At 74.0% G+C, this 22842-nt stretch carries 20 protein-coding genes and 1 riboswitch; of the genes, 6 read left to right on the forward strand and 14 right to left on the reverse strand.

The annotated features are described in order from the left end of the window. Positions 1 to 58: 58 nt before the first annotated feature. The 8 genes from hypE to ACFWPS_RS23655 form a co-directional block, all read right to left on the reverse strand. Positions 59 to 1048, reverse strand: a complete 990-nt coding sequence (gene hypE / locus ACFWPS_RS23620; protein WP_383708213.1) for a hydrogenase expression/formation protein HypE — start codon at positions 1046 to 1048, stop codon at positions 59 to 61. 67 nt (positions 1049 to 1115) lie between these two features. Then, on the reverse strand, positions 1116 to 2243 hold the full coding sequence (gene hypD / locus ACFWPS_RS23625; protein ID WP_383708127.1) for a hydrogenase formation protein HypD: 1128 nt from the start codon (positions 2241 to 2243) through the stop codon (positions 1116 to 1118). Further along, positions 2240 to 2536 carry a HypC/HybG/HupF family hydrogenase formation chaperone gene (locus ACFWPS_RS23630; protein WP_383708128.1) on the reverse strand — a complete coding sequence of 99 codons (297 nt, stop codon included), beginning with the start codon at positions 2534 to 2536 and terminating at the stop codon, positions 2240 to 2242. The genes hypD and ACFWPS_RS23630 overlap by 4 nt, the downstream gene beginning before the upstream one ends. Positions 2537 to 2539: 3 nt before the next feature. Next, on the reverse strand, positions 2540 to 4903 hold the full coding sequence (hypF, locus tag ACFWPS_RS23635) for a carbamoyltransferase HypF (RefSeq protein ID WP_383708129.1): 2364 nt from the start codon (positions 4901 to 4903) through the stop codon (positions 2540 to 2542). Then, positions 4900 to 5622 carry a hydrogenase nickel incorporation protein HypB gene (gene hypB, locus ACFWPS_RS23640; RefSeq protein WP_383708130.1) on the reverse strand — a complete coding sequence of 241 codons (723 nt, stop codon included), beginning with the start codon at positions 5620 to 5622 and terminating at the stop codon, positions 4900 to 4902. The genes hypF and hypB overlap by 4 nt, the downstream gene beginning before the upstream one ends. A gap of 210 nt (positions 5623 to 5832) precedes the next feature. After that, positions 5833 to 6414 carry a hydrogenase maturation protease gene (locus ACFWPS_RS23645; RefSeq protein WP_383708131.1) on the reverse strand — a complete coding sequence of 194 codons (582 nt, stop codon included), beginning with the start codon at positions 6412 to 6414 and terminating at the stop codon, positions 5833 to 5835. Next, positions 6411 to 8081, reverse strand: coding sequence for a hydrogenase maturation protein (locus tag ACFWPS_RS23650; RefSeq protein WP_383708132.1), 1671 nt, complete (start codon positions 8079 to 8081; stop codon positions 6411 to 6413). The genes ACFWPS_RS23645 and ACFWPS_RS23650 overlap by 4 nt, the downstream gene beginning before the upstream one ends. A gap of 20 nt (positions 8082 to 8101) precedes the next feature. Next, positions 8102 to 9235, reverse strand: a complete 1134-nt coding sequence (locus ACFWPS_RS23655; protein WP_383708214.1) for an acyltransferase family protein — start codon at positions 9233 to 9235, stop codon at positions 8102 to 8104. A gap of 227 nt (positions 9236 to 9462) precedes the next feature. On the opposite strand from ACFWPS_RS23655, the gene ACFWPS_RS23660 reads away from it, so the two are divergent. The 4 genes from ACFWPS_RS23660 (at position 9463) to ACFWPS_RS23675 (ending at position 13218) form a co-directional block, all read left to right on the forward strand. After that, positions 9463 to 10782, forward strand: coding sequence for an FAD-binding protein (locus ACFWPS_RS23660; protein ID WP_383708133.1), 1320 nt, complete (start codon positions 9463 to 9465; stop codon positions 10780 to 10782). Between the two features lie 107 nt (positions 10783 to 10889). Then, positions 10890 to 11624: a nuclear transport factor 2 family protein gene (locus ACFWPS_RS23665; RefSeq protein WP_383708134.1), complete on the forward strand. Its 735-nt coding sequence runs from the start codon at positions 10890 to 10892 to the stop codon at positions 11622 to 11624. Next, positions 11621 to 11962, forward strand: coding sequence for a YciI family protein (locus ACFWPS_RS23670; RefSeq protein WP_383708135.1), 342 nt, complete (start codon positions 11621 to 11623; stop codon positions 11960 to 11962). Before ACFWPS_RS23665 ends, ACFWPS_RS23670 begins: the two co-directional genes overlap by 4 nt. Further along, complete coding sequence (locus ACFWPS_RS23675) at positions 11959 to 13218, forward strand: RNA polymerase sigma factor (RefSeq protein ID WP_383708136.1); 1260 nt, start codon at positions 11959 to 11961, stop codon at positions 13216 to 13218. The genes ACFWPS_RS23670 and ACFWPS_RS23675 overlap by 4 nt, the downstream gene beginning before the upstream one ends. Positions 13219 to 13464: 246 nt before the next feature. On the opposite strand, the gene ACFWPS_RS23680 is transcribed toward ACFWPS_RS23675, so the two are convergent. Next, the gene (locus ACFWPS_RS23680) at positions 13465 to 14394 is read right to left on the reverse strand and encodes a pyridoxamine 5'-phosphate oxidase family protein (RefSeq protein ID WP_383708137.1); all 930 of its coding nucleotides are present in this window, start codon (positions 14392 to 14394) and stop codon (positions 13465 to 13467) included. A 3-nt stretch (positions 14395 to 14397) separates the two neighbouring features. Next, positions 14398 to 15105, reverse strand: coding sequence for a hemerythrin domain-containing protein (locus ACFWPS_RS23685; protein ID WP_383708138.1), 708 nt, complete (start codon positions 15103 to 15105; stop codon positions 14398 to 14400). A gap of 163 nt (positions 15106 to 15268) precedes the next feature. Between ACFWPS_RS23685 and ACFWPS_RS23690 the strand changes: the two genes are divergently transcribed. Next, positions 15269 to 18598, forward strand: coding sequence for a BTAD domain-containing putative transcriptional regulator (locus ACFWPS_RS23690; protein WP_383708139.1), 3330 nt, complete (start codon positions 15269 to 15271; stop codon positions 18596 to 18598). 17 nt (positions 18599 to 18615) lie between these two features. Here ACFWPS_RS23690 and pgm read toward each other — a convergent pair whose 3' ends face one another. Then, the gene (gene pgm, locus ACFWPS_RS23695; RefSeq protein ID WP_383708140.1) at positions 18616 to 20256 is read right to left on the reverse strand and encodes a phosphoglucomutase (alpha-D-glucose-1,6-bisphosphate-dependent); all 1641 of its coding nucleotides are present in this window, start codon (positions 20254 to 20256) and stop codon (positions 18616 to 18618) included. Positions 20257 to 20376: 120 nt separating this feature from the next. Beyond that, a complete protein-coding gene (locus ACFWPS_RS23700; RefSeq protein ID WP_383708141.1) occupies positions 20377 to 20763 on the reverse strand; it encodes a barstar family protein in 387 nt (128 codons plus the stop codon). Between the two features lie 139 nt (positions 20764 to 20902). Between ACFWPS_RS23700 and ACFWPS_RS23705 the strand changes: the two genes are divergently transcribed. After that, on the forward strand, positions 20903 to 21559 hold the full coding sequence (locus ACFWPS_RS23705) for an O-methyltransferase (protein WP_383708142.1): 657 nt from the start codon (positions 20903 to 20905) through the stop codon (positions 21557 to 21559). Between the two features lie 93 nt (positions 21560 to 21652). Here the strand turns inward: ACFWPS_RS23705 and ACFWPS_RS23710 are convergent, their stop codons facing one another. Together ACFWPS_RS23710 and ACFWPS_RS23715 are read right to left on the reverse strand one after the other, a co-directional pair. Then, entirely contained in the window at positions 21653 to 22408 is a 756-nt protein-coding gene (locus ACFWPS_RS23710; RefSeq protein WP_383708143.1) for a CbtA family protein, read from the reverse strand. A gap of 22 nt (positions 22409 to 22430) precedes the next feature. Next, positions 22431 to 22652 carry a CbtB-domain containing protein gene (locus ACFWPS_RS23715; protein ID WP_351960613.1) on the reverse strand — a complete coding sequence of 74 codons (222 nt, stop codon included), beginning with the start codon at positions 22650 to 22652 and terminating at the stop codon, positions 22431 to 22433. A 36-nt stretch (positions 22653 to 22688) separates the two neighbouring features. Next, positions 22689 to 22830, reverse strand: a riboswitch (cobalamin riboswitch). Positions 22831 to 22842 lie beyond the last annotated feature (12 nt).

Raw genomic sequence — 22842 nt, forward strand, 5'->3', positions numbered from 1 at the left:
GTTAATCCCCCACCCCGCCGGCCGGGCCGCGGCCACCCGCGGGGTCATCGCCCTGTCGTCAGCAGATGCGCGGCAGTTGCTCCCCGAGCGGCAGGTCCACGACCCGGGTGCCGCCCAGGCCGGTCGCCGCCACCACCATGCCGGGGTGCTCGGTCACGCACTGGCCGATGACCGCCGCACCCGTTCCCTGCGGATGGGTGCGCATCGCCGCGAGGACGGCCTCGGCCTCCGTCGGCGGGACGAAGGCGACCAGCCGCCCCTCGTTGGCGACGTAGAGCGGGTCCAGGCCGAGGAAACCGCAGGCGCCGGCGACCGCGTCCGGGACCGGGACGGCCCGTTCGGCCAGCCGTACCCCGGTTCCCGAGGCGCGGGCGATCTCGTTGAGCGACGCGGCCAGACCGCCGCGGGTCGGGTCGCGCAGGACGTGGATGTCGGGGGTGACATCCAGCATGGTCGCGACCAGGTCGGCCAGCGGCGCGGTGTCGCTCGCGATCTCGACGCCGAACTCCAGCCCCTCACGCACGCTGAGCACGGCGACACCGTGCAGCCCGATGGGCCCGCTGACGATGACGGCGTCCCCGGGCCGGGCCCGCTGCGGCCGGATGTCGACGCGCTCGGGGACCAGGCCGACGCCGGCGGTGGTGACGTACACCCCGTCCCCGTGGCCGCTCTCGACCACCTTGGTGTCGCCGGTGGCGATCGTGACACCGGCCGTCTCGGCCGCCGCGCCCATGGCCTGCGCGATGCGTTCGACGACGGTCAGCTCGACGCCCTCCTCCAGGACGAAGGCGGCGGAGAGGTAGGCGGGCCGGGCGCCGCTCATCGCCAGGTCGTTGACGGTGCCGTTGACGGCGAGGTCGCCGAGGCAGCCGCCGGGGAAGAACAGCGGCCGTACGACGTAGGAGTCGGTGGAGAGGGCCAGCCGGGCGCCGCCGAGGTGGAGGACGGCGGAGTCGGTCATCCCGGCGAGGAGGGCGTTGCCGTAGGCGGGGGCGAAGATCTGCTCGATCAGTTCGGCGGAGAGGGCGCCGCCTCCGCCGTGGCCCATGACCACGACCGGCTGGTCGCGGATCGGCGCCGGGCAGGTCCAGTTCGCGGGGTCGACGACGGTCTGCTCAGCCAACGGGGTTCATCTCCTCGCGCGGGAGCGCCGGTTCGGACATCCGGCGGTACAGGTAGTAGGCGGCGCAGGCGCCCTCGCTGGAGACCATGGTGGCGCCGAGCGGGGTGCGCGGGGTGCAGGTGGTGCCGAAGGCCGCGCAGTCGGTGGGTTTGATGAGCCCCTGCAGGACTTCGCCGGCGCGGCACTCGGCGGGTTCCTCGGTGCGGATGTCGCTGACGTCGAAGCGGTGTTCGGCGTCGAACGCGCGGTAGGCCTCGCTCAGCCGCCAGCCGCTGCCGGGGATGCGGCCGATGCCGCGCCAGGCCCGGTCGGTGACCTCGAAGACCTCCTCGATCATGCGGATCGCGGCCGGGTTGCCGTCGGCGCGCACGGCACGGGCGTAGGCGTTCTCCACCCGGTGCTCGCCGCGCTCCAGCTGGCCCACCGTGCGGCGGATGCCCTCCAGGATGTCGAGCGGTTCGAAGCCGGTGACGACGATGGGGACCCGGTGCCGTTCGGCGAGTTCGGGGTACTCGGCCATGCCCATCACGCTGCACACGTGCCCGGCGGCCAGGAAGCCCTGCACCCGGCAGGCAGGGGCGGTCATGATGGCCTCGATGGCCGGGGGGACCCGGACATGGGAGACCAGGAGGGTGAAGTTGGCCAGGCCGAGGCGCTTGGCCTGGTGGACGGCCATGGCGTTGGCGGGGGCGGTGGTCTCGAAGCCGATGGCGAAGAACACCACCTGCTTGTCCGGGTGGCGCCGGGCGAGCTGGAGCGCGTCGAGCGGTGAGTAGACCACGCGGACGTCACCGCCCGCGCCCCTGACCCGGAACAGGTCCCGGTCGGTGCCCGGGACGCGGAGCATGTCGCCGAACGAGCAGAAGATCACGTCGGGGCGGGCGGCGATCTCCAGTGCCTTGTCGATGCACTCCAGGGGGGTGACACAGACCGGGCAGCCCGGGCCGTGGATCAACTCCACCTCTTCCGGCAGGAGTTGGTCGATGCCGTGCCGGATGATCGAGTGGGTCTGGCCGCCGCACACCTCCATCAGGGCCCAGGGCCGGGTGGCGGTGGCCCTGATCTCGTCCAGGAGCCGGCGGGCCAGCTGGGGGTCGTTGAACTCGTCGAGGTACTTCACCGGGCCTCGCTCCCCTCGGACTCGGACTGCCGGGCCGCCTGCTGCCAGGCGTCGCCGAACTCCTCCTCCAGGAGCCCTAGTTCCTCGAAGAGCTTGAGGGAGGCCAGGGCCGACTCCTCGTCAAGTCGCTGCAGGGCGAAGCCCACGTGGACGATGACGTACTCGCCGACCTCGACGTCCGACACGTACTCCAGACACGCCTGCTTCTGCACCCCGCCGAAGTCGATCAGGCCGGTGAGCGGATCGGCGGTGTGGTCGATGCTCACGACTCTGCCGGGCACTGCCAAACACATGGGTCACTCCGTCTCGTCGGTGACTGCCGTGGATCGGTCGTCGTCGGGTCGTCTCCGGTGGGCCGCGACCACCAGTTGCCCGAGGGCCAGTCCGCCGTCGTTCGGCGGGACTTCGCCGTGCCGCAGGACCGTGAATCCGGCGCCGTGCAGCAGGCCCGCGCTCGCGTCCTCGAGGAGCGCGTTGGCGAACACGCCTCCGGTGAGGGCGACCGTGGTCAGCCCGGTGGCCCGGCGCGCGTCGGCGCAGAGGTCGAGGACCGCCCGGCCGACCCCGCGGTGGAAGCGGGCCGCGATCACCGGCACCGGGGTGCCGCGCCGCAGGTCGGCGATGATCGCGCGCAGCGCGGGGGCCGGGTCGAAACCGTCGCCGAAGGGGTACCCGGCCGTGTCCACGCCCCAGGCCGCGCAGGCCTGTGCCTCCAGCTCCAGGGCGGCCTGGGCCTCGTACCCGGCGCGGTGGCACACGCCCGCGAGGGAGGACACGGCGTCGAAGAGGCGCCCCATGCTGGAGGTGGCGACACAGCCGACCTGGCTCGGCAACTGCCGTGCCAGCAGCCTGAGCTCCTCGCGGGAGCAGGCGGCGACACTGGGCAGGTCGGGGTCCCAGGGCAGTCCGGCCGCCCACAGCCGGGCCAGTGCGGTCCGGCACGGGTTGGCGACACCCGCGTCCCCGCCGGGCAGCGGGGCCGGGGCGAGGTGGGCGAGCCGCCGGTAGCCGGTGTAGTCGGCGACGAGCACCTCGCCGCCCCAGACGGTGCCGTCGTCGCCGTAGCCGGTGCCGTCGAAGGCGACGCCGATGACGGGTGTGGTGCCGTCGAGGCCTGCCTGGGCCATCGCCGAGGCGATATGGGCGTGGTGGTGCTGGACGAACACCGGCTTGCCCAGGGCGAGTCGGGTGGCGCGGCGGCGGGCCCAGGCTGCCGAGTGGTAGCCCGGGTGGCGGTCGGCGGCGACCAGTTCGGGGCGGACCCCGGTCAGCCGGTACACGTGCCGTTCCGCCCTGACGGCCGCCTCCAGGGTGGCCAGGTCGCCCATGTCGCCGATGTGCGGCCCGAACCAGGCCAGGTCGCCCTCGCCGGCGCACAGCGCGTTCTTGAGGTCGCCGCCCACTGCCAGCGCGGGCCGCACCGGGACCGGCAGGCGCAGCGGGCGCGGCGCGTATCCACGGGAGCGGCGCAGAACCTGCTCGGTGCCGTCGGCACGGACCCGCAGCAGGGAGTCGTCGCACGGCGAGGCGATGGGCCGGTCGTGGGCCAGCCAGGCGTCGGCGAGCCCGAACAGCCGGGTCAGCGCCTCCTCGTCGTCCGTGACGATGGGCTCGCCCGAGCGGTTGCCGCTGGTCATGACCAGGACGCGGGGGCCGGGCGGGTCGCCGGGGAGGCCGAAGAGGAGGGTGTGGACGGGGGTGTAGGGCAGCAGCACGCCGAGGTGCGGGCTGCCGGGGCAGACGCCGGGCGCGAGCCGGGCGGCGGGGCGGGGGCGGAGGAGGACGATGGGGCGCCGGGGGCTGGTGAGCGCGGCCCGCTCGGCCGTCCCGACCTCGGCGATCCGCTCCGCCTCCCCGAGGTCGGCGCACATCACCGCGAACGGCTTGTCGCCGCGCGCCTTGCGGGTGCGCAGGGTGTCGACGGCCCGGGCGTCGGAGGCGTCGCAGGCCAGGTGGTAGCCGCCGATACCCTTCACGGCGATGATCTGCCCGGTGGCGAGAAGTTCTCGTGCCCGTGAGAGGGCATCACCGTCGAGAGCGGCTCTCACTCCGCTGCCCGCGGCGGGCACCAGCCGCAGCCGGGGACCGCAGTCCGGGCAGGCCACGGGCTGGGCGTGGAAGCGGCGGTCGGCCGGGGCGTCGTACTCGCCGGCACAGGCGGGACACATGGGGAAGCCGGACATCGTGGTGACCACGCGGTCGTACGGCATTCCGGTGGCGATGGTGAAGCGGGGCCCGCAGTGGGTGCAGGTGATGAAGGGGTGGCGGTGCCGGCGGTCGGCCGGATCGGCCAGTTCGCGCAGGCACTCGGGGCAGGTGGCGGTGTCGGGCGGGAGGTGGGTGCGGCCCGGGGCCGACTGATCGGTGGCGCGGATGGTGAAGCCGGGGTCCGCCCCGGTGGCCGGTACCTCCTCGACGCCCACGGCGGTCACGGTGGCCAGCGGCGGCGGTTCTCCGGTGAGCCGCTCGCAGAACCGTGCGACGCCGGCCGCCGCCCCCTCGACCTCGATGAGCACCCCGCTCGCCGTGTTGCCGACGAACCCGGTGAGCGCGAGTTCGGCGGCCAGGCGGTGGACGTAGGGGCGGAACCCCACGCCCTGTACGGTCCCGCGCACGGTGATGCGCCGGCGGACGGCGGCCGTCGTGGTGGGCGCCGTCACGAGGCGGTGGGAGCGTGGACGTGACCGTGCGGGTGCGGGGCGAGGGGCGGTGTGTGCACGGGGGCGCCGTCGCGTACGGCGAGCACCCGGTCGAGGACCGTGTCGACGCCCTCCCCGGTGCGGGCGCAGGTGCGGATGATCTCCACCCCGGGGTTGACCCGCCGGACGTGGTCGGCGAAGTCGGTCTCGTCGAAGCCGGCGGGCCCGGCGAGGTCGGTCTTGGTGAGCACGACCAGATGCGCGGAGCCGAAGGCGGTCGGGTACTTCGAGGGCTTGTCCTCGCCCTCGGTCACCGCCATCAGCACGATCCGCAGGTGCTCGCCGAGGTCGTAGGAGGCCGGGCAGACCAGGTTGCCGACGTTCTCCACGAACAGCAGCGCGGTCTCCGGCGGCAGCCAGCCCTCCAGATGGCCGCGGACCTGCCGTGCCTCCAGGTGGCACAGCCCGTCGGTGAGCAGCTGCTTGACCGGCGCCCCGGAACGGGCCAGGCGTCTCGCGTCGTTCTCGGTGGCGAGGTCGGCGGTGAAGGCGGCGACGGGCACGCCCCGCTCCCCCGCCCGGGCCAGCACCCGGCCGAGCAGCTCGGTCTTGCCGCTGCCGGGGCTGGAGAGCAGGTTCACCACGCTCACCCCGCGCGCCGCCAGATCGCTGCGCAGGCTCGCGGCCAGGCCGTCGTTCCTGGCCAGGACGGCCCGGGTGACCTCCTCCGACTGACACATGGGTACTCCGCTCCTCGGTCGCTGGGCTCGGGCAGAACCTTCGGAGCGGATGGGTCCGCGTCCTGGTCCGCTGAGCGCTTCGCTGGTGATGCCGTTCGTTTACCGCGGGCCGGTGGGGGCTGGTCGCGCCCACGCGGCGGTGGCCGCACATCGGCTCAGCCCCGCGCCCCTGACGGGGCGCGGTTCCGCAGCCGACTTCACCAGGTCCGCTCAGCGATCCTCCGCGCCGGTGGCGGCTGTCGGCGGGCGACCGGCCGCGGCGGGGGCCGTGGATTCCTCCGGGCGGTCCAACGCGGGCGTGACCAGGGGATCGGCCAGCAGCGCCGGGACCAGGGTGTGCAGCGCCGCGACGGCCCGTCCGACCGCGTCCCGGACGGGTGCGCTCAGTCCCGGGGCGATGTCCTCGTCGCCGCGCGGCAGCTCCCCTGGCTCACAGGCGAGGACGAGGACGCGGGGCAGGGGTTCGTCGCCGAGGTGGGCGGCGAGCGCGAGCACCTTCGCCGGGTCCATGCCGTGCGCCTCGGGCGGGGCGGCCGAGCGGCCGTCGGGGAGTTCGGGCTCGACGAGGGACAGGGTGCCGGGGTGTTCGCCGCGTGCGGCCGCGTCCACGAGCACGACCACCGACCAGCCGTCGAGCAGGGTGCAGGCGAGGTCCATGCCCCGGATGCCGTAGTCCCGGACCCGTACTCCGGGTGGCAGCGGACGCGCGTCGAGGGCGCGGATCACCTCCGGGCCGAAGGCGTCGTCACCGAGGAAGATGTTGCCGACGCCCGCCACCAGCAGCCGCGTCACCGGGCACCGCCCGGGACCTTGCGGACGAAGTCGGAACGCAGCGAGTGGTAGGCGGCGCCCGGGTCGAAGAACACGGCGTGCATCCGGGCGAGTTCGTCCCGCCGGTACTCGGCGAGCGGCCGTTCCGCCTCGTCGGCCCGGCGCGCCGCGGCCTTGGCGGCGATCCGGCGGTCGAGGTCCGGAGTGCGGACGAGCTCGGCCGCCAGTCGTTCGGCCTCGGCGGTGAAGCCCTGTGCGGGGACCGGCAGCAGCCGGTCGACGAGCCCGGTCCGGGCGGCCGTCGCGGCGCTCACCGGCTGGGCCTGCTCCGTCAGCCGCCGGGCGGTGTCCGCGCCGACGCGGCGCGGCAGCGAGTACGTCCAGAACTCCGAGCCGTACAGGCCCATCCGCCGGTAGTGCGGGTTGAGGACGGTGCCGGCCCGGCACCAGACCTCGTCGGCGGCGAGGGCGAGCATGGCACCGCCGGCCGCCGCATTCCCGCCGAGCGCGGCCACGACGAGCCGGTCGGTGGTCCGCAGCACGGCCTCGACCAGGTCGTCCATGGCGTCGAGGTTGGCCCGGGACTCCTCGGCGGGGTCCGGGGCGGCCTCGATGACGTTGAGGTGGATGCCGTTCGAGAAGAAGTCGCGCCGGCCGCCGAGCACCAGGACCCGGGTGGGCCGGTCGAGGGCGTACCGGTAGGCGGCGAGCAGGCGCCGGCAGTGGTCGGTGCTCATCGCGCCGCCGGGGAAGGAGAAGGCGACGAGGCCGACGTCGCCGTGCTGCCGGTAGCGGATGTCGGTCCAGGTGCGGCGGTCCGGGGGCAGTTCGAGCGGGGCGGGGCTCTCGGGGAGGGCGGGGTCGGCGAGGACGTCGGTGGCGGGGCGGCGGAACGGGGCCGGGTCGCCGGAGTTCTTGCGGGGGCGCAGCTCGGGGATCCAGACGGCGCCGTCGCGGGTGGCCCGGCAGACCGCGCCCGCCCGGGTCGCGAGCAGTTCACCGGGTGCTCCGCGCAGTCCGTCCTCGGGGTGGCCGCCGTGCAGGAACACCTCGCGGCCGAGGAGTTCGTCCAGCACCCCGGGCTGCGAGTCGGCCCCGCGCAGCTTGCGCAGCACCGTCGCGGTGTCGTCGGCCGCCCAGTCGATCCGCCGCCGCTGCTGCCGGAAGACGTCACGCCAGACGACCTGCCCGTGGATGGCGGGGTCGCTCTGCGGCCGCGGTTTGTACGAGCCGTCCGCGTACCGTCGTACGGCCCGGTGGACGGCGGTGAGGGCGGCGTCGGCGGTCTCGTTGCGGTAGAGGTCGCTCTTGCCGACCGGCGCCACCGGGAACGGCTCGCTCGCCCAGACCGCGCCCGCGTCCATGGCCGCCTCGGCCTGGAGCACGGTCACTCCCCACCGGTCCGCCTCGCCGGCGATGGCCCAGTCGAGGGAGGAAGGGCCGCGGTCGCCGAGCGGTCCCGGGTGGACGATCAGGCAGGTGTGCTCCTGCCAGACGTCCTCGGGGAGTGCCGTCTTCAGCATCGGTGCGACGATCAGCTCCGGGCGCCGGTCCCGTACGGCGCGGCGGACGGTGTCGGGGCCCCGCCCGGCGAGGACGACGTCCACCCGGTGGCCGAGGTCGGACAGTTCGGCGTAGACCCGCTGGGACAGGCTGTTGAACGCGCTCGCGACGAGCAGAATGTCCATGGTGCGGCATATTTGCCGCTTCAGCGGCTCCCGGAAAGGACCCGTGCGGCGTTTCGCCGGCCGTCCTGCGCCGGGCGGCCCTCCCCCGCCCGTTCAGGGCGCCCCTCCTCCATCCGGAACGCCCACTCCATCCTGGGCTCCATCACGCACCGGAAGACCCGGCGCACCGGCGGGGTGCACAGCAGCGTCACCACCACGGCGGCGACGAGGGTGGCGGTCAGCGCGCCCAGCGGGCCGTGCATCCAGGCGGGGCCGTACCAGTGGGCGGGCTTGGCGCCCTGGGCGACGAAGCCGTGCAGCAGGTAGCCGTACAGCGTGCCCGCGCCGAGGGCGGTGAACCAGGTGCGGCGGCCCGGTACCCAGGCGAGGAAGCAGGCGGCCAGCACCAGGGAACAGCCGAAGGTGACAAGGGTCATGACGGGCCCGTACCAGGCGGGCACGCCGAGCTGCTCGGCGCTGTACCGGTGGAAGAACCAGCGGTAGCCCTGGTGCGGCACCGCCCAGTAGGCCACGGCGAGGGCGCAGCCTACGACGGGCACGGCGGCCACCCGCACGCGCGGGCGGCGCAGCAGGCCGAAGTGCTCCGGCCGCAGACACAGACCGAGCACGAAGTACGGCAGGAACTGCAGGACCCGCTGCAGGTCGAGGTCGTTTCCGATGGACGACGACAGGCTCGCGAGCATGGCGATCGCGAGCGCGACGGGCAGCGGCCACCGCAGCAGCCGCCAGACGGGCGTCGTCAGCCGCCAGATGAACAGGGCCGCCAGGAACCAGGTCAGGTACAGCGGGTCCAGCAGGCTGATCTCGCGGTCCGGGGCGTGGTCGCTCCAGCGGGTGAAGAGGGTGTAGGCGACCTCGAACACCACGTAGGGCACGGCGACCCCGGTGACCAGCCGTCTGATCCGGGCCGGGCTCGCGTCGAAGCCGCGGGAGAAGTACCCGGAGACGACGATGAACGCCGGCATGTGGAAGGCGTACACGAACGTGTAGAGCGCGGTGACGGTACGGCTGTCCGAGCGCAGCGGCTCCCAGGCGTGCCCGACGGCCACGAGCACGATCGCCAGGTACTTCGCGTTGTCGAAGTAGGCGTCGCGGCGTGCGGCCGGTGGACCACTGCGGTCTACTGCGGTTGCTGTCTCACGGGAGCCTGACAGACCAGAACACCTCACAGGACATGCGCTCCGGGGAGCGACGCGGGCACGACTCCGGTCACGCTGCTCTCCGGATTCCGGCGGAGTAAACCAGCCATCGTGTTCAGGTGCAAAGGCGGAAACGAGATCCGTCCGATGCGCCAGGGCACGAAAATGGTTCCGCCCGTGTCGGTCGATGCCTCTTTGGAGCGTGCCGCGTGACGTCGTCGGACCGTGTATCCGCACGATTCGTGGAACTGCTGGACACCCGCCCGGAGACCCTGCGGGCAGCCGCCGAGGACTTCGGCCACCTGGTGAGCGCACCGCCGCTGGGCGTGCTGCGGCCCCGGTCGGCGGCCGAGGTCAGGGACGTGCTGGCGTATGCCGGGCCGCGCGGGATCCCGGTGGCGGCGCGGGCCGGCGGTCATTCGATGTACGGCCAGGGGCAGGCCCGCGGCGGGATCGTCCTGGACCTCTGTGAGCTGAGCGCGGTCGGGCCGGTGGCCGGGGACCGGGTGGAGGTCCGGGCGGGGGCGCTGTGGCGGGACGTGCTCGCGGCCACCCTGCCGTACGGGCTCGCCCCGCCCGTGCTCACCGACTACCTCGGTGCCGGCGTCGGCGGTGTGCTGAGCGTGGGCGGGCTGGGCGGCGCCAGCCACCGGCACGGCCTGGTCGCGGACTCGGTGCTGGAGCTGGAGGTGGTGACCGGTGCCGGCGAGCACCTGGTCTGCTCGCCGGAACACCACGGCGCCCTCTTCCACGCGGTCCTGGCCGGCCTGGGACAGGTGGCCGTCATCGTCCGGGCCACCCTGCGCCTGTCCCCCGCACCCGCCCTGGTGCGCCGCTACTGCCTGTACTACCCCGGCCTCGACGCCTACCTGGCCGACCAGCACCTGCTGGCGACGGACCGGCGCTTCGACCACCTCGAAGGCCAGGCCCGCCCCACCGAGGACACCGCAGGCGACTGGACCTACATGGTCGAGGCCGTGACCGCCCACCGGGGGACGACCCCGCCCGACGACGGGACCCTCCTCGGCGGCCTCTCCTTCACCGCTTCGGAGAGCACGGACCTCGCATACGCCGAGTTCGCGAACCGGGTCGCCACCGACGAGGAGATCCTGCGCGCGACCGGCGAGTGGCTGTACCCGCACCCCTGGCTGAACCTGCTGCTCCCCGAGGACACCGCCGCGTCCGTCGTGACCGGCATCCTCGCCGACCCCGGCTTCCGGGACCTGCGCGCGGGCGGCCTGGTCCTGCTCTATCCCCTGCTCACCCGCACCCTGCGGGCCCCGCTGTTCCGCCACCCGCGCGGCGAGGTCGTCCATCTGCTCGCCCTGTTGCGCACCGCCGCCCCCGGCGCGGCGGACCCGATGGTGGCCGCCAACCGCACGGCGTACGAGTACGCGCGGGCGAAGGGCGCGATCGCCTACCCGGCCAACGCGCTGCCCATGTCCCCCGGCGACTGGCGGGAGCACTACGGCAGCCGGTGGAGCACCCTGGCCGAGGCCAAGAGCGTCCACGACCCGCACGGCATCCTGGGCCGGGGGCACGGCCTGTGGGGACCGTCATGAGGCGGGAGCGGACCGGAACGTCGGCATCGGGTTCCGCCGGGGTGTCGATTCCGGCCGGCTCCGTTCGTCGGTGGGATGCAGGAAGCTCTTGAGCACCGGGAGGAACCATGAAGTACATGTTGCTGGTCTGCGGCGACGACACCGCCGACGCATCCGGGATGGCGCCGGTCGAACCCTGGGTGGAGGAGCACGGTGTCCGGCGCGGGACCCGGTTGTACGGCCACCGGCTGGAGCTGCCGGACCGGGCGGTCACCGTGCGGGTGCGGGACGGGGAGGTGCTGCGGACCGACGGGCCGTTCGCGGAGACGAAGGAGTACGTGGCCGGGTTCGACGTCGTCGACTGCGACAGCCTGGAGGAGGCCGTACGGGTCGCCGCCGGGCACCCGGTGGCCACCATCGGGGCCATGGAGGTGCGCCCGTTCTGGGACGAGGGGCTCATGGAGGACGCCGAGACGGCCGTACGCCGGATCGACGCGGAACTGACGGAGGCCGCCCGTCACCGGGACATCGACCGGATGACGGCCTGCTACGCACCCGACGTGGAGGTCTTCGGGCCCGCCGGTGCTGAGACGCAGTCGGGAATCGGCGCGCTGCGCAAGACGGTCGAGGCGTGGTTCGCGACGCTGAGCGGGCCCGTGCACCGCGAGGTACTGGAACTCCGCGTGCGTCCCGGGGAGGGCAGCACCTTCAGTCACGCCCTCGTCCGGATCCACGGCACCCGTGTGACCGGGGAGCCCCTGGACCGGGTGATGCGTGCGACCACCGGCTACCGGGACACCGGTTTCAGCTGGCTGATCGCGCACGAACACGTCTCGGTGCCCCTGGAGGCGAAGCCGTCATGAAGTACGTCATGTTCATCTGCACCCCGGTCGGCGGCGAGGAGCTCAGCCCCGCCGAGATCGCCGAGGACCCGCGCTTCACCTCGTACATCCAGGAGGTCCGTACCCGGGGCGTCGTCAAGGGCGGCGCCCGGCTGCGGCCCGCCGCCGACGCGACGACCGTCCGTGTCCAGGGTGCCGAAGTGCTGCTGAGCGACGGGCCGTTCGCCGAGACCAAGGAGTACGTCGCGGGCTTCGACGTCGTCGAGGTCGCCGACCTCGACGAGGCGATCGCGCTGGCCTCCCGGCACCCCGCGGCGCTCGCCGGCGGCTCGGTAGAGGTACGGCCGGTCTGGGAGTGAGCACCACGGACGAGGTCGCGGAGGCCGTCGCCGCCGCCTTCCGCACGGAGTGGGCCCAGGTCGTCGCCACCCTGATCCGGGTGACCGGCGACTGGGACCTCGCCGAGGAGTGCGCGCAGGACGCCTTCGCCCAGGCGCTGGAGCGGTGGCGGCGCGACGGCGTGCCGGGCCGCCCCGGCGCCTGGCTGACCACGACCGCCCGCAACCGCGCCCTGGACGTGCTGCGCAGGGAGGCGGTGGGGGCCAGGAAGCTGCGGGAGGCGGCGGTGCCGGCACGGGACGAGGGACCGTACGACCCGGACGACGACGGCGACGACAGCGGGGTGGCGGACGACCGGCTGCGGCTGCTCTTCACCTGCTGCCACCCGGCGCTGCCGATCGAGGCCCGGGTCGCACTGACGCTGCGCACCCTCGCCGGGCTGACCACGCCCGAGATCGCCCGCGCGTTCCTCGTCCCCGAGGCGACGATGGCGCAGCGGCTGGTGCGGGCCAAGCGGAAGATCCGCAACGCCGGCATCCCGTACCGGGTGCCGCCCGCGCATCTGCTGCCCGAACGCACGACAGGCGTCCTCGGCGTGCTGTATCTCCTGTTCAACGAGGGGTACGCGGCCACGGCCGGCGCCGACCTGATGCGGACCGGCCTGTGCGCCGAGGCGATCCGGCTGGCCCGGCTGCTGGCCGGGCTGATGCCCGACGAACCGGAGGTCGTCGGGCTGCTCGCGCTTCTGCTGCTGCACGACGCCCGCCGGGACACCCGGGCGGACGCGGCCGGCGACCTGGTGACCCTGGAGGACCAGGACCGCACGGCCTGGGACCGCGCCGAGATCGACGAGGGCACCGCGCTCCTGGACGGCGCGCTGCGCCGGGGCCGCCCCGGCCCGTACCAGATCCAGGCCGCCATCGCGGCCTGCCACACCGCCGCTCCGGCGGCCGCCGACACCGACTGGGCCGACATCGCCGGCCTCTACGGCGAACTCCAGCGGTACGTCCCCTCGGCCGTGGTCCGGCTGAACCGCGCGGTCGCCGTGGGCATGGCGGAGGGCGGGGAGGCGGGGCTCGCCCTGGTGGCGGAGCTGGAGACGGAGGACGACCTGGCCGGCTACCACCTGCTGCCCGCGACCCGCGCCGACCTGCTGCGCCGCATGGGACGTACCCGGGAGGCGGCCCGGTCGTACGAGCGGGCGCTGGAGTTGGCGGAGAACGCGGCGGAGCGCAGGTTCCTGGAGAAGCGGCTCGCGGAGTGCCGGTCGGCGTAGGCGGCGGGGGTTCGCCGCAGGCTTCGGCCGGGGGTTGCCCCCACTTCGAATGCGGCGGCCCGCCGGAGTGATCGCGGCGCCTGCCGTGCCCGGCGTGATGACGCATGGCAACGTTTTCCGTGAAGTCCACGCCGGGTGCGCGAGCCGGGCGGTTGCCGGCCACGGACGTCACCTGCGACGCGTCCCCGCACTGACGGACGCCTCCGGGCCGTCCCGGCGGAGACGGCCCGGAGCACCGCACCGGGATCAGGCCCCGTCGCGCCGTCGCGCCTCCTGCGCGAGCGCCCTGAACTCCCGCCAATCCACCTGCGGCCGGGTCAGACCGCGTCGGCGCAGATAGCGGTCGGTGGCCCGCCTCGTGCTGCGGAGCACGCTCACCGCGTCGCTGACCCGGCCCGATCCCATCGGCTCCACCACCTTGGCGGGGACCAGGAGCAGTCCGGAGCCGCTCTCGCGCAGTTCGCCGCGCACGAGCGCGTTCTGCATGTGGTTGAGGCGCTCGTCGTGCCGGTGCACCAGCAGGGCGGCGGGGCCCGGAGCGGCCGGGCAGTCGGCCGGTACGTCCACGGCGAACCCTTCGCCCGTGGGCACCGGCCGGGTCCGGGCCAGTACCGGGGCCCCGGAGGCGTCGCGCGCGGCGAGCACCGCGGTCGGGAAGCGGGCGAGCTGCGCGGCGCCCACCAGGTCACCGGCCGCCGCCGCGGGCACGGGCAGGTCGGCCACGGGCGACGGCGGCCGTACGACGACCTGGTGGGGCGTCACCGTGATCAGCAGCCGCAGGTAGTACCAGTCCATCACCAGCCGCATCGGTGCCGAGACGTACGACCTGCTGTGCGGCTGCCGTTCGAACAGCATCCGCCAGTAGTCCTCGGCGCCCTGCGGCCCGGTCATGATCTCGTCGGGGCAGTCGGCGCGGCCGCCGACGAATATCTGCGGAGCCTTCTCCAGGCCGCTGCCGGTGGGGTCGGAGAAGAGCAGGGCGACGCGGCCGTCCCGACGGATGTTCAGCGCCTTCTGCGCGAACGCCAGGGAGGTGCTGAGCAGCAGCGTCCCGTCCGGGCGCCGCCGCACGGCCGTCGGCCAGGCGAGCGGGGTGCCGTCCCGGCCCAGGGTGACGAACTCGCAGGTCCGGTAGGCGTCCAGGACGTCGAGCGGGGCGGAGTCGAGGAGGGCCATGGTCTACTCGCCGTCCAGCGGGGCACGCATGGTCCGGCAGTAGGCGGCGTACTGGCGGCGGCCGACGGCCTGCCAGAGCAGCCTGCCGAGCAGCGGGGCCCTGCCCAGGAAGAAGGCGCTCTCCTCGGGGGTGGCCTCCTCCAGGATCGCGCCGAGGGCCAGCAGACGCTTGTTCTTCGGGAGCCCTTCCAGGCCGCGCTGTCCGACCAGTTCCCATTCCGGGACGGTCAGATGCTCGGCGATCAGCGGCAGCACCGAGCGCTCCTCCTCGTCGAGGTGATCCAGGAGCGCGCTCCGGTGCGCGTCCAGCGCCAGCGCCAGTTCCTCGCCGGTTATGGGGTCTGCGGACTGCTCCCACAGGGGCAGCCACTCGGTGACCGCCGCCAGGGTGCGGTCGATCGCCTCGTGCTGCTCCGTCATCCGCTCCACCAGCGCCTCGTCGTGCGCGGCCCGGGCCCGCAGCAGCGGCCAGATCAGCTCGTCCTCGGCGTGGTGATGGTGGTGCAGGCCGAGGGTGTAGTCGCGCAGGGCGGCGGCCACCTGTGCCGCGCGTGCGCGGTCGCCGTCGGGCACGGCGCGGACCAGCCGGGGCAGCAGCGCCGACTCGCGGCGGAAGACCCGGTGGACCACGACCATTTCGTGGGTATGAGGACGCTCTGCGGTGGCGGAGGCGCCGTGACTGCTGTTGAGGGACACGCTTTCCTGCTCCAACGATCTGGTGTGTACGTCAGCCGCAGACCGTGACCGACCCCTCTTGGCGTCCGCTTGGCGACCGGCTTGGCGGCGGGCGGGTGGTCGGCTCGGCGGCCTCGTACAACGCGCGTTCAACATCTGTTGACAGGATCGATGCAGCGCTCGGGTAGATTCCCGCGCCGTGCTGCGTTTGCGAGTCCTGGGTCCGCTGGGTGCCGAAGTCGCCGGGACACCCGTCGAGTTGGGTGCTCCGCGGCAGCGTGCTGTGCTGGGGCTGCTGGTTGCGGCCCGCGGCGGTGTCGTACCGGTCGACCGGATGACGGACGCGCTGTGGCGGGGCGAGCCGCCGGCCAAGGCCGCCGTGTCGCTGCACGCCTACCTGTCCAACCTGCGTCGGACGCTGGAGCCGGGGCGGCCGCCGCGGGCCCCGGCCACCGTCCTGGTCACCACGGCCCCCGGATACGCCCTGCGGCTGGCCGGGGACGCGGTGGACGCCTGGCGGTTCGAGACCTGGGTCGGGCGCGCCCGCACCGCCTCGCCCGAGGAGGCCCGCCGGCTGCTCGCCGAGGCCCTGGGCTGGTGGCAGGGACCGGCCTTCGCCGAGCACGCGGACGAGGAGTGGGCCGCCGTCGAGGTGGCCCGGCTGACCGGGCTGCGCGCGGAGGCCCGGGAACTCGCCGTGGCCGCGGACCTGCGCACCGGCCGGGCGGCACAGGCCGCGGCCGACGCCGGGTCGCTGGTCCGGGACAGTCCCCTGCGCGAGGAGGGCTGGCGGCTGCTCGCCCTCGCCCAGTGGGCCTGCAGCCGGCGGGCCGACGCCCTCGCCGCGTTGCGCCGCGCCACCGCCGTGCTGCGCGCCGAACTCGGCTGTGATCCCGGGCCCGCCCTGCGGGAGCTGGAGCACGCCGTGCTCAACGGGCGGCTCGACGTGCTGCGTGCGGCCGTGCCCGAGGCCGAGCCCGCCGCCGAACTCACCGCGCGCACCGGGCGCGGTCTGTTCGTCGGCAGGGGCCCGGAACTGCGCAGCCTGGACGGGGCGGCCCGGGCCGCACGGCAGGCGGGCGGCCTCGTGCTGGTCACGGGCGCGGCCGGGGCGGGCAAGTCCGCGTTCCTCGACCGGGCCGCCGCCCGGCTGCGGGAGGCGGGCTGGCGGGTGGTGATCGGGCGCTGCCCCGAGTACGAGGGCGCACCGCCCGCCTGGGCCTGGGTGGAGGCGCTCGGCGCGCTCGCCCGCGAGGTGCCGCCGGCCCGCCCGGAGGAGCTGGCGGTGCTGCTGCGGGAACCGGAGAGCACGGCCGGCACGGCCCAGGCCGAGGCCACCGCCGGCCGCTTCCGCATGCATCGCGCCTTCGCCGCCTGGCTGCGCGGCGCGGCCTCCCGGGCACCCCTAGCCGTCCTGCTGGAGGACCTGCACCGGGCGGACGCCGAGACCCTCGCCCTGGTCGAGGCGGCGGCCGCCGTCACCGGGGTGCCCCTGCTCACCGTCGCCGGTTACCGGCCCACGGAGGTCGGCGAGCATCTCCTCAAGACCCTCGCCCAGCTCGCCCCGGCCGCCCCGCACCGGATCACGCTCGGCGGCCTGACCCCACAGGACACCGCCACCCTCGTCGACGCCGTCTGCGGGTCGCCCGTGGATCCGGCGACCGTGACCGCGCTGGCCGAGCGCACCGGCGGCAATCCGTTCTACGTCCTGGAGAGCGCCCGTCTCCTGGCCGGCGAAGGCGCCCTGGTCGCGGTCTCCGAGGTCCCCCAGGGCGTCCGTGACGTGCTGCGCCGGCGCCTCGCCCTGCTGCCCGCCGCCGCCCGGTCCGTCGTACAGCTCACCGCGGTGCTGGGCCTGGAGGCCGAGGTCGCGCTGCTCGTCGACGCCGCCGAGACGGACGAGGAACAGGCACTGGAGGGCCTGGACGCCGCGCTGGCCGCCGGTCTGCTCGCCGAACCCGGGCCGGGCCGCGTCCGGTTCGTGCACGCCCTGGTCCGCGACACCGTCTACGCCGACCTGTCCGGCGCCCGGCGCTCCCGGCTGCATGCCCGCGTGGCGCGCCTCCTGCGCCACCACCGACCGGCCGAACTCGCCGCTCTGGCCCACCACTTCGCCCGTTCCGGCAGCGCGGCCGACGCACCGCTCGCCGTCGACTACGCGCTGCGGGCGGCCGAGGCCGCCGAACGGCGCTACGCCCACGACGTCGCCGTCACCCTGATCCAGCAGGCGATCGACACCCATACCGCGACCACCGGCGACGACGCCCCGCCCGACCGGCTGATCGAGCTGCTGGTACGGCTGCTCGGCGCGCAGGTGCGGACCGGCGCCACGGACGCGGCCCGGCGCACCCGGCAGCGTGCGGTGGAACTCTCCGAACAGGCCGACCGGGGCGACCTGGTGGCAGCCGTGTACGGAGTGTGGACCGAGCCCGCGGCCTGGCGCAGCCGGCTCGAAGGACGGTACGACCGGACCGCGCTGGCCCGCCTCGAACGGCTCGCGGCCGATCCCGGCCTTGACGGCCCGACCCGGGCCCGGGTCCTGCAGGCCCTCGTGGACGCGCTCGCCGCCGAGGACCCGCCCCGGGCCCTGGAGGCGGCCCGCGACCAGCTGGCGCTCGCCCGCGCCGACGGCGAACCCGCTCTGATGGCCGCCGCGTTGATGACCTCGGCGCGGTTGCTGCCGCACGAGACCCGGACCGGCACCCGGTCGTCGCTCACCGCCGAGCTGCGCGATCTCGCCCACGCCCACGACCTGCCCGCCTATCGCTGGGTCTGCGAGAACCTGGACGCGATGACCGCCGCCGCCCGCAACGACCCCGCCACCGTGCAGCGGCACACTGCGGAGGGTCTGGTCCTCGCCCGCCGCTACCGCATGGTGTGGGCCCAGGGGCTCAGCGCCGCGACCTCCGCGATGCTGGCCACCGTTGCCGGACGCTTCGAGGCTGCGGAGACCGCCTACGCCGAGGCGGACGCACTGCTCCAACAGGTGGGCGCCCACCACGCCACCGGTGTGCGCACACTGGCGCTGATCAACATACGGCTCGTCCAGGACCGGGCGGCCGAGATCGAACCCGTGGTCCGTGCCGTGTACGAGTCCGCAGGAGCTCCGGTCGCGGTGGCCCGGGCACTGGTCCTGACCCGGCTGGGCAGACTCGACGAGGCCCTGGCCGTACCCGTGTCCCCGGAGCCGCTGCAGGACCATCTCTACGGCCTGGAGCTCGACTTCCGCGCCCAGCTCGCCGTGCTCCACCGAGACCACGACTCGGCGGCCGCCCTGCTCGGGCACCTGCTTCCGCTGCAGGACCAGCTGGCGGGCGCGGCGGGCGCGGTGTACGCGAGCCGTCCGCTCGCGCACGCCCTCGCCGACCTGCACCGGCTCCTCGGCGAGGACCGGGCGGCGGCCGAGGGCTACGCGCTGGCCGAACGCACCGCGCACGCCTGGCGATCGGCCCACCTCGCGGCGAACGCCCGCCGGGCGGCGACGGACCTGGCCGAGGCCCGGGCACGCCGCCGCACCTTCGCGACCTGACCGGGCCGCCCGGGGCGTCAGCCGCCGAGTGCGGCCATCACCACCGCCTTGGCCTCCTGCTGTACCCGGGCCAGGTGGTCGGGGCCCTGGAAGGACTCGGCGTAGATCTTGTAGACGTCCTCGGTGCCGGACGGGCGGGCCGCGAACCAGGCGTTCTCCGTGGTCACCTTGATCCCGCCGATCGCCGCGCCGTTGCCCGGCGCCTCGGTGAGGACGGCGGTGACCGGCTCCCCCGCCAGGGTCTCGGCGGTGACCTGGGCCGGGGAGAGCTTGGCCAGCAGGGCCTTCTCCTCGCGGGTGGCGGGGGCGTCGATGCGGGCGTATGCGGGTTCGCCGAAGCGGGCGGTGAGATCGGCGTAGTGCTCGGACGGGGTCCTGTCCGTCACGGCCGTGATCTCGGAGGCGAGCAGGGCGAGCAGGATGCCGTCCTTGTCGGTGGTCCACACCGAGCCGTCCCGGCGCAGGAAGGAGGCGCCGGCCGACTCCTCGCCGCCGAACCCGATGGCGCCGCCGGCCAGTCCGTCCACGAACCACTTGAACCCGACCGGGACCTCGACCAGTTGACGGCCGAGGTCGGCGGCGACCCGGTCGATCATCGAGGACGAGACCAGGGTCTTGCCGATGCCGGTGCTCGCCGGCCACCGGTCGCGGTGGCGGTACAGGTAGGAGATGGCCACGGCCAGGTAGTGGTTGGGGTTCATCAGCCCGGCGTCGCGGGTGACGATGCCGTGCCGGTCGGCGTCGGCGTCGTTGCCGGTGGCGACGCGGAACTCGGCCCGCTTCTCGATCAGTGAGGCCATCGCGTACGGCGAGGAGCAGTCCATGCGGATCTTGCCGTCCCAGTCCAGCGTCATGAACCGCCAGGTGGGGTCGGTGTACGGGTTGACCACGGTGAGGTCGAGCCCGTGCCGTTCGGCGATCCGGCCCCAGTAGGCCACGGAGGCGCCGCCGAGCGGGTCGGCTCCGATGCGCAGCCCGGACGCCCGGACCGCGTCGAGGTCGAGGACGCTGGGCAGGTCGTCGACGTAGGTGCCCAGGAAGTCGTACCGGCCGGTGGTCGGCGCGGCGAGCGCGCGCTCGTACGGGATGCGCTGTACGTCCTTCATCCCGCCCGCGATGATCTGGTTGGCGCGGTCCTGGATCCAGGAGGTGGCGTCGGAGGCGGCGGGGCCGCCGCTGGGCGGGTTGTACTTGAAGCCGCCGTCGGCGGGCGGGTTGTGCGAGGGGGTGACCACGACGCCGTCCGCGAGGCCGGTCGTACGGCCCAGGTTGTGGGTGAGGATGGCGTGCGAGACGGCGGGGGTGGGGGTGTAGCCGTCGGCGCTGTCGATGAGAACGGTGACGCCGTTGGCGGCGAAGACCTCAAGGGCGGTGACCTTGGCGGGCTCGGACAGGGCGTGGGTGTCGGCTCCGAGGAAGAGGGGGCCGTCGGTGCCCTGGCCGCTGCGGTACTCGCAGATGGCCTGGCTGGTGGCGGCGATGTGGTCCTCGTTGAACGCGGTCGTCAGCGACGATCCGCGGTGTCCCGAGGTGCCGAACGCCACCCGCTGGCCCGGGTCGGACGGGTCGGGGTGCAGCGCGTAGTAGGCCGTGACCAGCCGGGCCACGTCGACGAGGTCCTCCGGAGCCGCCGGCCGGCCCGCTCGCTCATGCGGCATGAGTCCACTTCCTCCGCAGTCGTTGATCGATCGCTCGCCGCCCATCTTTCCTTGTCAGCGGCCGCGGGCGCGAGTGCGGCACCGGTCGCGCGCCGAAGACACGGCGGGTTCACGGCGGGTTCACAGCAGTCGTACCGCATCCGGAGCCTGCTCTTGGAAGATGCCGACCAGCCAGTCGAAGACGGTGGCGCCGCGTCCCGCGCGGGCCTCGGCCAACTGCGCCGCGACGGTCGCCCGGTTGGTCGGGTGGCAGCGGGCGAGCCGGAGCTCCAGTTGGCGGGCGGTCTCCGCATGGCCCAGGTGCGCCCGGGACGTCTCGTGGTCGCGCCACTCGAAGACGAAGTCGCCGTCCTCGGGCGTGCCGAAGCCGCCCCTGAGACAGTCGACGAACGCGTCGAGGTTGCGGCCGAAGTAGCCGCCGGGCCCGTTGACCGCCTCGCCGATCACCCGCCAGAAGTCCTCCAGGGTCCTGATCTCGGTGCCGTCCAGTACATAAGTCGCCGTCACGGCCCGAAGGATACGGCGGCCCGCAGGCATTGATTGCGCACGGCGGCACCCGCACGGGACCACGGACAGCGGCATCGATATATCGTGATACTCCACAGACCGTATCGATGATGTTGACCGCAGGAATCGAGGGTTCGGGATGCCGACCGAGCACGCCACCAGTCCGCTGCAGGATCCCCGGGTCCGGGCCGTACTGGACCGGGTCCAGGCCGCGCGCCGCCGCCCGGGCGGGGGTGGTCCACGGAGCGGCACCCGGGACCCGCACGCCTTCCCCGACGTCGGCTTCTCCATCGATCCCGCGCAGGGCGATCTGATCTATCTGCTGTGCCGGGCCGTCGGCGCCACCCGCGTCGTGGAGTTCGCCACCTCCCTGGGAGTCTCCACGCTCTACTTCGCCACCGCGGTCCGCGACAACGGCGGCGGCACGGTGATCGGCTCCGAGATCGTCCCGGAGAAGGCGGCCGCCGCCCTGGGCAACCTCGCCGAGGCCGGTCTCGCCGACCTGGTCGACCTCCGGATCGGGGACGCCCGGGAGACGCTGCGCGACCTGGGCGGGCCCGTCGACTTCGCGCTCATCGACGGCTGGCCGGTGGACTCGGGCCCCTCGCTGGCCCGCCAGGTCATGGAGACCGTCGCACCGCAACTGCGCCAGGGCGCGCTGGTGATGAACGACAACGCCGAGCCCGACTACCTGGACTACATCCGCGACCCGGCCAACGGCTTCCGCACCCTTTCGCTGCCGCTGAAGGGCTCGACGGAGCTGTCGGTGAAGGTGGGGCCGGCCGGCCGCTCCTGAGGCCGAGGGCGGTGATGGCAGATGGCGAACGCGTGAGGGCCCCCGGACGGTTCCGGGGGCCCTCACGTGTCGTTCGGTGTGCCGCGGACCCGGTCAGTGCGGAGCGGGCACCGTGCGTGCGGCGGCCGGCGTCTTCGCCGGCCTGGGGTTGAGGACGCGGTCGGCCAACTCGCCGAACAGCAGGCCGAATCCGCCCCACAGCACCGCCTGGATGGCGAGCGCCGAGAGCCGGAACCGCCACAGCAGGGTGGCCGGGAAGTCCTTCGGCACCTCGTTTACGACCGGCAGGAACTGGTACGCCAGCCCGATGAGGACGCCGAACGCGACCACTGCGAGCACGGTCGCCCACCAGGTGCCCAGTCGCGGCTGGAGCCGCTTGCCGAGGATGGTGGCGGCGACCGCGAGGAGCACGCTGAGCAGCATCATCAGGAAGTACAGCGTGGTCCGCTTGCCGATGGTGTCCGGGTCGCCCACCGACGGCGGGTTGGCCGGGTACTTCAGGAACGGCACCACGTACACGGCCGTCAGCGCGCAGCCGGACAGCAGCAGCGCGGTCGCCCGCGGCGAGAAGCGGCCGACGCGGCCGAGGGCGAAGGAGTAGGCCAGGGCGGCGATGCCGCCGAAGGCGACCCCGTAGACCAGGACACCGGTGGCCAGGCCGGCGGTGGACTGCAGGGAGCGGGAGACGACCTCCATCTCGTGCTCGTGGGAGTGGGCGTCCTCGAAGCTGATGGCCTTGTCGACGTTCGGCTCACCGAGCAGGTAGGCGACGACGAGGGCGAGCAGACCGGCGGCCAGGCCGGCGAGCATGCCCCGCACCAGGAGGTTCCGGACCGTTGCGGAGTTCATGGGTGGTACGGCGCCCCTCGCGTCAGTGGCAGGGGAAGCCGAGCAGGTGGCGGGCGTCGTGCACCCACTCGTGGACGTCCGTGCCGCTGAACACGGAGGTGGCGCCCTGTTCGGCGCCGACGAAGTAGAGCAGGACCAGCATCAGGATGCCGAAGAAGACCGCCCAGGGAGCTATCGCGGACAGCGGCAGCTTGGCGGGAACGGCGGGGGTGTTGGCTGTCGGCGGAGCGACGGTCTGCGCCATGGCAGGACCTCCTCTGGGAGTTCGCGTCCCAACTCGGTGGTGCACAGGACGACGGCCACGGGTCTGACTCACAAACAGCCCTGGGGCTCTTGCATACAGTGGCGCGACCGTGCCGGATTTCCACCGGCTTCCGTCTCGCCGTCGTCGATATCGGACAGACCGTACCGCGTGTCAGGGGCACGGCCAAGAC

It is taken from the genome of Streptomyces sp. NPDC058457 (assembly GCF_042720695.1).
Taxonomy (GTDB): Bacteria; Actinomycetota; Actinomycetes; order Streptomycetales; family Streptomycetaceae; genus Streptomyces.

Bases quoted from the DNA above. Each gene is read 5' to 3' on its own strand.
- ACFWPS_RS23670 (WP_383708135.1), top strand. From the start codon at position 11,621: ATGAAGTACGTCATGTTCATCTGCACCCCGGTCGGCGGCGAGGAGCTC.
- ACFWPS_RS23680 (WP_383708137.1), bottom strand. From the start codon at position 14,394: ATGGCCCTCCTCGACTCCGCCCCGCTCGACGTCCTGGACGCCTACCGG.
- ACFWPS_RS23665 (WP_383708134.1), top strand. From the start codon at position 10,890: ATGAAGTACATGTTGCTGGTCTGCGGCGACGACACCGCCGACGCATCC.
- hypB (WP_383708130.1), bottom strand. From the start codon at position 5,622: ATGTGTCAGTCGGAGGAGGTCACCCGGGCCGTCCTGGCCAGGAACGAC.
- hypE (WP_383708213.1), bottom strand. From the start codon at position 1,048: ATGGGCCACGGCGGAGGCGGCGCCCTCTCCGCCGAACTGATCGAGCAG.
- ACFWPS_RS23630 (WP_383708128.1), bottom strand. From the start codon at position 2,536: ATGTGTTTGGCAGTGCCCGGCAGAGTCGTGAGCATCGACCACACCGCC.
- ACFWPS_RS23705 (WP_383708142.1), top strand. From the start codon at position 20,903: ATGCCGACCGAGCACGCCACCAGTCCGCTGCAGGATCCCCGGGTCCGG.
- pgm (WP_383708140.1), bottom strand. From the start codon at position 20,256: ATGCCGCATGAGCGAGCGGGCCGGCCGGCGGCTCCGGAGGACCTCGTC.
- ACFWPS_RS23650 (WP_383708132.1), bottom strand. From the start codon at position 8,081: ATGGACATTCTGCTCGTCGCGAGCGCGTTCAACAGCCTGTCCCAGCGG.
- ACFWPS_RS23710 (WP_383708143.1), bottom strand. From the start codon at position 22,408: ATGAACTCCGCAACGGTCCGGAACCTCCTGGTGCGGGGCATGCTCGCC.
- ACFWPS_RS23715 (WP_351960613.1), bottom strand. From the start codon at position 22,652: ATGGCGCAGACCGTCGCTCCGCCGACAGCCAACACCCCCGCCGTTCCC.